Below are 6,194 nucleotides of genomic sequence, written 5' to 3'. Positions count from 1 at the left end.
GTTTACATGTGGCTGGCTCCCGATGAGTGTCCCAGCCACGATCAGCTCAACCCTTCTGAGCTGGAATTGCTCCGCTCGGTAGTGCGGGATGTGGTCAAGCAGAAGCTGCAACAAGCTTCTTTTGGCGTTGACCCCTATGCGGGATCCATGTCGGAAGCTTTTTACGGGTAGAGAAGCACGGGCTTAGGCTAAACTGCGAGAACATTGCCTCGCCCTGGTATGTTGCCCGTCTACTATTCAGAGACCTTTCTTCGCCACGATACCGGCCCCTTTCATCCCGAGCGCCCGGCTCGACTGCAGGCCATTGTCAAGGCGCTGCGCAGCGCTTCTTTTGCCGACTGCCTGGAGTGGCGGGATCCCCCCTTGGCCGATCTTGCGGAACTGGAGCGGGTTCACCCGCGCTGGCACATTCAACAGGTGGCCGAGTTGGCCGCGAGGGGCGGGGGACGCATCGACGCAGATACTTCCGTTTCCGCAGCAAGCTTCGAGGCGGCGCGCTTGGCGGTGGGAGCCTGGATTGCTGCTTCGGCCTCGGTTTTGGCCGCAGCTCAGCCGGCTTTGGTGCTGTGTCGCCCGCCGGGGCATCACGCGGAGCCGGAACGGGCAATGGGGTTTTGTCTCTTCAGTAACGCCGCCATTGCCGCCCTCTGGGCCCTGGATCAGCCGGGGGTGAGGCGGGTGGCAATTTTTGATTGGGATGTGCATCACGGCAACGGCACGCAGGCGGTGGTGGAGCGCCACCCTCAACTGCTCTATGCCTCCATCCACCAGTTCCCCCTCTACCCCGGCACGGGCTTGGCCCAGGAAACCGGGATCCACGGCAACCTCTGCAATGTGCCGCTGCCTGCTGGGTCGGATTGGTCGGCCTATAAAAAGGCTCTCGATGAGAAGGTTTTGCCCTTCTTGCGAGCCTTCCAACCGGATTTGCTGCTGGTGAGTGCGGGCTTTGACTGTGCCAAAGGGGATCCCTTGGCCAGCATGCTGCTGGAGCCGGAAGATTTTGGCCGTATGGCCCGCCTTTGCCTGGAGGAGGTGACCTGCAAGACCGTCTTCGGCCTAGAAGGGGGCTATGACCTGGAGAACCTGGCCCGCGGCTGGCTAAGCCTAGCTCAAGCTTGCCTGAAGGGTTAGCCTTTCCACTTCACCTTGGGCAGGATCTGCCGCACATCCACCCGGTCTTTGTACTTGAGAGCAAAGTTGAGCAGCGAGTCCAAAAGGGAGTCAGACAGATAGTGGGGCTGTAGGCCCAGGTCTAGGAGCTTGGTATTTTTGGCGTTGTAGTAGTGCTCCTCCAGCTCGACACGGGGGTTTTCTAGGTAGTTGATCTCCACCTTCAGCCCCATGGTGGCTCCGGCTTTTTGCACCATCAGCGCCAGTTGCTCCACGCTAAATTGCTCCGTAAACTGGTTCATCACCCGAAACTGGCCCGGCTCAGCGGGATGGGCGATGGCCAACTCCACACAGCGCACTGTGTCACGGATATCCAGGAAGCCACGGGTTTGGCCCCCCTTGCCGTACACCGTCAGTGGGTGCCCCACCGCCGCCTGAATGCAAAAGCGGTTTAGAGCCGTACCGAACACGCCATCGTAGTCGAGGCGGTTGATCAGCACCTCATCCATGCCAGTTTCTTCTGTCAGCACGCCGTACACCACTCCTTGGTTGAGATCCGTGGCGCGCAGGCCCCAGACGCGGCAGGCGAAGTGGATGTTGTGGCTGTCGTGCACCTTGGAGAGGTGATACATGGAACCCGGCTGCTTCGGATAGGGCAGGGTGTCCTTGCGGCCGTTGTGCTCGATGGTGATGTACCCCTCCTCGATGTCGATGTTGGGGGTGCCATACTCACCCATGGTGCCCAGCTTCACCAGGTGGCAGTCGGGAAACTCCTCCTTGATGGCGTAGAGGATGTTCAGGGTGCCCACTACATTGTTGACCTGGGTCATCACCGCATGTTCGCGGCTAATCATCGAGTAGGGAGCAGAGCGCTGCTCGCCAAAGTGGACAATGGCCTCCGGCTCAAAGCGACGCATGCAAGAAATGAGGGCCTCGTAGTTGGTGACGTCGCAAACGAAAATGGGAATATCCTTGCCGGTCAGCCCCTTCCAGCGATCCACCCGCTGTTCGAGCTGGGCAATGGGCGTCAGGGTAGAAACCCCTAGCTGCAGATCCCAGAGGCGGCGCACGTAGGAATCAAGAATGGCCACCTCATAGCCCCTGTTGGACAGGTGTAGGGCCGTTGCCCAGCCACAGTATCCGTCACCACCAATAACCAGGACTTTCATCAGGGAAGCGAAATTCGGCTGCTCACGAATCTACCAAGTTATGGCACCGAAGACAAATACCTCAGGATCCCATTAATCAACCTGAGGAGGGTTGTCTAGGGTGTAGACGGTGGTCTCAGCAGCAATGGCGCGGCGCAGGTGGGCGGGAACCTGGTAGAGTCCCAGGAGGGTGATGCCATCGATGAAGCGCAGCGCTCCGCGGGCGGGATCCAGGTGTTGGGCCAGGATCTGATCCACCTGTTCGGGCTCCGGCCTGGAAGAGATGGGATCCTGGGCTGCCAGGGCAAACCCCAGCGGCCCGCCGTAGGTGGGGGCGTAGATAGCGTAGGGCTGCACAGCAGCAAACACCGTTTTCAGGGTGTGAACGATGCGAGTGTGCTGCCACAACTCTACCGGCCCCGTCGGCCCAGCTTGGATGACAAAAGCCCCAGCGGGCCGCAACTTCGAGTGGATCTGGCAAAAAAACTCCTGGGTAAAGAGGCGGTAGGCCGGGCCAGCTTCAACAGGATCCGATAGGTCGGAGAGGATGACATCCCAAACCGGCTCTGTCCGGTGGAGAAAGTCGAAAGCATCGGCAATCACGACCTGCACACGCGGATCTTCAAAGGATCCTTGGTGCATTTCCGGCAGATGCTCTCGACAGGCCTCCACCACCTCCCCGTCGATGTCCACCATCACCACCTGCTCCACCGAGCGCCAACGCAGCACCTCCCGCAGCGTCGCCCCCTCCGCACCGCCCAATATCAACACTCGCCGCGGGATCCCACCCGCCTGGACGACCTGCACCAGGGCCGGGTGAACCAGAGCCTCGTGGTACAGGAATTCGTCCACGGTGGTGGACTGCCAGTGGCCATCCAGCATCAGGCCCTTGCCGTAGGCTCCCGTCTCGGCGATAAGCATCTCCTGAAAAGGGGTTTTTCGGTAGGCCAGAATGCGCGTGATGGCACGGGCAGTGTAGTCCCAGGGGGTGAAGTACTCCTGTGCCCAGAAGAAGCTCTTTGGGATGTTCATAGAACCCCTTACAAAAAGCGGCGGGATCTCAGCGCCTTCGTCTGGCCGTTTCACAGCTCAGCGCTTCGGGAAAATCCGCCATCTCTTCAACAGGTACCGCATCCGTGGTTCGGCGAGGCAGCTTGCGCAGCGAATGCCGCCGCGCTTGAAACACCTGGATCAAGTATTCACAGGCTGCTTCGGGCCGCGTGTGGCGACCACAGGTGAACACATCCACCGCTGCATAGCCCGCTTCGGGCCAGGTGTGAATGGAGATATGGGATTCTCCCAAAAGGGCCAGCGCCGTGATCCCCTGTGGCTCAAATGGATGGCAAAGCTCACCCAAGAGGGTGGAGTTGGAGCGTCTTGCTGCCTCCCGCAAGGCCTGTTGCACAAGGGAGACATCATCCAGAAGTTTGGCCGGGCAGTCGTAAAGCTCTAGGATGCAGTGGATCCCAATCAGAGCCAGAGACCTATCCCCTAATTGGCCAGATAGTGTGTGCAGCATACTATCCCCTAATTGGCCAGATAGACTACCGAAGCCGTGCGAACAAAAAGCACAGCTTTACCATCTTCTCATAGATGCAGCTAGATTACACCCCGCAACGGCTTTTTTCTTAACTGAGAATTAACCTTGACGTTCTCTGCAGCCCTGCTAGCTTGCTCCCGCGCAGCGGTAGAGCAGCGATTCTTTCACAACTTGCAGTAGCTGCTGGCAGGCAACCTCTACTTGCTGTGCCACACCATTCTTTGCCGCTCTGACCGATTTGCCTATCCAGTTGGCCAAGGGCCTCGGCTAGCCAAGGTGCTCGCCTGAGATCCAGGCACAAAAAGGGATCGCGATAGCTGCCCACCCCGCTGGCGGCATCTCGAACGTGGCGCAAGGGGAATTGTTCAGCGGTTCGGCTTCCTGCCCAACGACCGGCTGACAGTGCCGGGGATCCCTGGAAGAGTCCCCCTCTCAAGGTTCCCAGAGCGGTTAGTCTAGACTGTGGACAGTTACGTTCCTCTCAATCAGAGCAGAGGCTGTCGATGGACACCACCGAGGCCCTCCAAGTTCTCAACCTGCCGTCGGATGCCAGCGAACGGGAGATCCGGAGGAAATGGTTGCGAGAATATCAAACCCTCAGTACCGCCCTCTTGGAGCTGGAGGACGAACGGCAAAGACCCTTGCTGGAGGCGCAACTGGCGCGGCTCAACGAGGCACGGGATGTGTTGCTCAGCGGCGGATCCCAGGCTGAGAAGGAGTTGGCTTGGGCTAGCCCAGAAGACTTACCCCCCCAGGTCATCGTGCTGCTTTACCAAGCCAATGGCCAAGAGGGGATCTGCACACGCCAGATCGGGGGGCAGGACATTGTTATTGCGTTTGAGAGCGCCTTCGGGGCGAAAAAATATGCCCAAAGGCTGGCCCAGCAGGGGCTGCCCAAGCCGGTGGCCGAGCGCTTTGATACCCAGGAGATCGTTGATTTTTGTCGCGAAGGGGGCTACGGGCTGATGGTAGTTCCAGCCAGCGAGGTGCTGGAGCCGCTGGAGGAGAGTACGGAAGCCGCGCGGAATTGGCAGGGCAAATCCTGAGGAGCTGCACTTCAGTCCGCTCACCCAGGTTGCGTTGAGAGGGCCTTCAATGATCACTGCTGAGCCGATCTCTGCAGAAGAGTTTCGCCAGATCATGGACGCGGATCTGGAGGCTTCCTGTGAGGCTTTTGGCCTGAGGGGAGAGTACCTGCGCCTGCAACAACAGCAACTGCGCTTCTGGGGCATGCTGGCCCTCTGCCTGTTGGTGATTGCTCTGGTGATCTTCTTGGGGATGCGGGATCCCGGCTATTGGCTGCTGTATGCAGCAGCCGTCCTGTTGCTGGGGGTGGTTTTGCTGGGGCTATTGTGGGCCAGCCTGGAGCTACAGCAGAGCCTGCGCCGCATCCGCCAGCGCTGGCAAGAGGCCCATCTCCTCAGTAGCTCACCCAAGATCATGGAGTTTGCCAGCGACTTAGCTCGCAAGGTAAAAGAGTACAACCGCTGGGTGCAAGAGCTACAACAGTCGCTGGAGGGGGGCCAGTATTGGCGAGATTTTCGCCAACTGAGTGAGGCCGAGCAGAGGTATATCCAGTCGCTCTTTTTGCAGGTGCGGGCCCAACTGGTAATGGCGCTGCAGGTGTGCAGAGCTTTAATCGAGAATCCACAAGCCTCCGTAGCTCAGTATCTCAACCAAATGGTTGCCCGGGATCAGCAACTGTTGGAACAATTTGTCGCCAAAAACTTGACTGCCAACCGCTACGTAACCATGGCCCGCGAGCTATCTGCCCTGGAGGCAGATTTGCAAAGCCGCCTCAGAGTCCTGGGATCCCAGTGATAGTCTGGTGGGTCGATGTTCGGCAGCTCGTTTATGAGAAGCAGAGGCACCGCAGCGCTGTACATCCTGCTGGGTTTGGGCCTGCTGGGGTGCGGGGATCCCAACGTGCCGCTGACCCAGCCGCCCCCTGATGCTTTCCGGGTCAGCACCCCGCGCCCCCCGCGCTTGGATCTCTATCCCACGCCGCCGCCAACGCCCACCCCTACGCCGACGTTGCCCCCCGGCTTGCTGGAGCTCACGGCCCGTTGGCTGGGGATCCCGTGGCTGCCGCAGCGGCGCGAGACCAGCCCGGTGCGGTTGAGCGCCCGCTTCCTCGATATCCCGTTGCCGCCCAAGCCTCGCCCCTCACCCCAGCCTTCCCCTACTCCGACAGGGGAAGAGGAGAAGCAGCAAAGCCACAAGACCTAGGTTCTGCTCTGCGGCCTGGAAACCTAAGCGACCACCGTCAGCGGCTCCGTTTCTCGTACGCGCAGCTTTTCGCAGGGGATGATATCCGTCAAGATGGAGCTGGCCATCATGCCCGTATGGATCTCCAGCTTGGCTCCTGGCACCGCCTCGAACAGCAGCCGCTGCCC

At 59.8% G+C, this 6,194-nt stretch carries 8 protein-coding genes; 4 read left to right on the top strand and 4 right to left on the bottom strand.

The features are described from left to right. The first annotated feature begins 219 nt into the window (after positions 1 to 219). On the top strand, positions 220 to 1,131 hold the full coding sequence (locus NW841_RS05920; RefSeq protein ID WP_414365651.1) for a histone deacetylase: 912 nt from the start codon (positions 220 to 222) through the stop codon (positions 1,129 to 1,131). On the opposite strand, the gene NW841_RS05915 is transcribed toward NW841_RS05920, so the two are convergent. From NW841_RS05915 to speD, 3 genes are all read right to left on the bottom strand, one after another. Next, a complete protein-coding gene (locus NW841_RS05915; RefSeq protein ID WP_414365650.1) occupies positions 1,128 to 2,279 on the bottom strand; it encodes an NAD-dependent epimerase/dehydratase family protein in 1,152 nt (383 codons plus the stop codon). The genes NW841_RS05920 and NW841_RS05915 overlap by 4 nt on opposite strands. Positions 2,280 to 2,351: 72 nt before the next feature. Further along, positions 2,352 to 3,290 carry a spermidine synthase gene (locus tag NW841_RS05910; protein WP_414385790.1) on the bottom strand — a complete coding sequence of 313 codons (939 nt, stop codon included), beginning with the start codon at positions 3,288 to 3,290 and terminating at the stop codon, positions 2,352 to 2,354. Between the two features lie 28 nt (positions 3,291 to 3,318). Continuing rightward, complete coding sequence (gene speD, locus NW841_RS05905) at positions 3,319 to 3,777, bottom strand: adenosylmethionine decarboxylase (protein WP_414365648.1); 459 nt, start codon at positions 3,775 to 3,777, stop codon at positions 3,319 to 3,321. A gap of 524 nt (positions 3,778 to 4,301) precedes the next feature. Here speD and NW841_RS05900 point away from each other — a divergent pair. From NW841_RS05900 to NW841_RS05890, 3 genes are read left to right on the top strand one after another with little or no spacing between them, the layout of a single operon-like run. Then, positions 4,302 to 4,844 (top strand): DUF3110 domain-containing protein, encoded by a 543-nt coding sequence (locus NW841_RS05900; protein WP_414365647.1) that lies wholly within the window; start codon positions 4,302 to 4,304, stop codon positions 4,842 to 4,844. Positions 4,845 to 4,893: 49 nt separating this feature from the next. Then, positions 4,894 to 5,619 (top strand): hypothetical protein, encoded by a 726-nt coding sequence (locus tag NW841_RS05895; protein WP_414365646.1) that lies wholly within the window; start codon positions 4,894 to 4,896, stop codon positions 5,617 to 5,619. A gap of 33 nt (positions 5,620 to 5,652) precedes the next feature. Next, a complete protein-coding gene (locus NW841_RS05890; RefSeq protein ID WP_414365645.1) occupies positions 5,653 to 6,027 on the top strand; it encodes a hypothetical protein in 375 nt (124 codons plus the stop codon). Between the two features lie 23 nt (positions 6,028 to 6,050). Here the strand turns inward: NW841_RS05890 and NW841_RS05885 are convergent. Beyond that, on the bottom strand, positions 6,051 to 6,194 hold a 144-nt coding region (locus NW841_RS05885), incomplete at its 5' end, for a DUF1830 domain-containing protein (RefSeq protein WP_414385799.1).

The sequence above is a fragment of the Synechococcus sp. H60.3 genome, from assembly GCF_047462295.1.
Classification (GTDB): domain Bacteria; phylum Cyanobacteriota; class Cyanobacteriia; order Thermostichales; family Thermostichaceae; genus Thermostichus.
This window is presented reverse-complemented; position numbering and strand designations above follow the sequence as displayed.